Origin of the sequence: Providencia rustigianii DSM 4541, assembly GCF_000156395.1 — a bacterium.
GTDB lineage: Bacteria > Pseudomonadota > Gammaproteobacteria > Enterobacterales > Enterobacteriaceae > Providencia > Providencia rustigianii.
This window is the reverse complement of sequence record NZ_GG703817.1, coordinates 1-721: the sequence shown is the minus strand read 5'-3', so window position 1 is coordinate 721 and position 721 is coordinate 1. Positions and strand designations below refer to the sequence as shown.

Annotated in this window: 1 protein-coding gene; it reads right to left on the bottom strand. The window is 49.9% G+C overall.

Annotated elements, in window-relative coordinates; translation table 11 throughout:
- The coding region (locus tag PROVRUST_RS00005; protein WP_006812599.1) for a phage tail sheath subtilisin-like domain-containing protein at window positions 1-721 on the bottom strand (721 nt) is incomplete at both ends.

The window sequence follows — 721 nt, the reverse complement described above, 5'->3', positions numbered from 1 at the left end:
ATCGTTTTCGTTAAGCAAACCAGCGTCCGTGGCTGGGTCTTGCAAGTCCCATGACACATCGGCAGAAATACCCGTGACACCATTGACCCCTACGTTAGATAACGTTTTATGCCAGCCCATCTCGTTGTCGATTTTTGCACGTAACCCCAATGCAGTTGCCGTTGCATAGATATTACTTTCTGCATTAGCGACTGTGTCCCAGCCTTGAAATTCTGGGTAAATCAACATAAGTTCGCGCTGGCTAAAATTCTGACGATACTCAATTGCTTCGGATACCGTCTTACAGCCATAAGCACTGATATATGCCATGGCTCGCATCTTTTGAGCGATGCCCGCAAGTGATGCTGAAACGGCTTGCGTATCATGACCCGGCACGGCAATAATGCGCGGCTTCACACCCACACGGCTTTGCGCGACGGTTAACGCTTGCAAGCCTGTTTTGCGCCCTTCCGCTGTTGACCCGCCAATAATATTAGATGTGGTTTCCGCTTCGGTTTCACCTTGCTCAACACGGACAACAACCGTCACCGGCTTTGATTGATTTCCGATTGCTTCTAACGCACGGGCTAACGTGCCGGTATCGCCTGCTTTTCCGGCAGCATCCATCACGTCAGTAATTAAAACCGGTGTATTGAGTGGAAAATATTTGGCATCAGCATCATCGGCAGTACAAACCATGCCGGCGACAGCTGTATTAATGGTGCGAATAGGGCGCGTACCC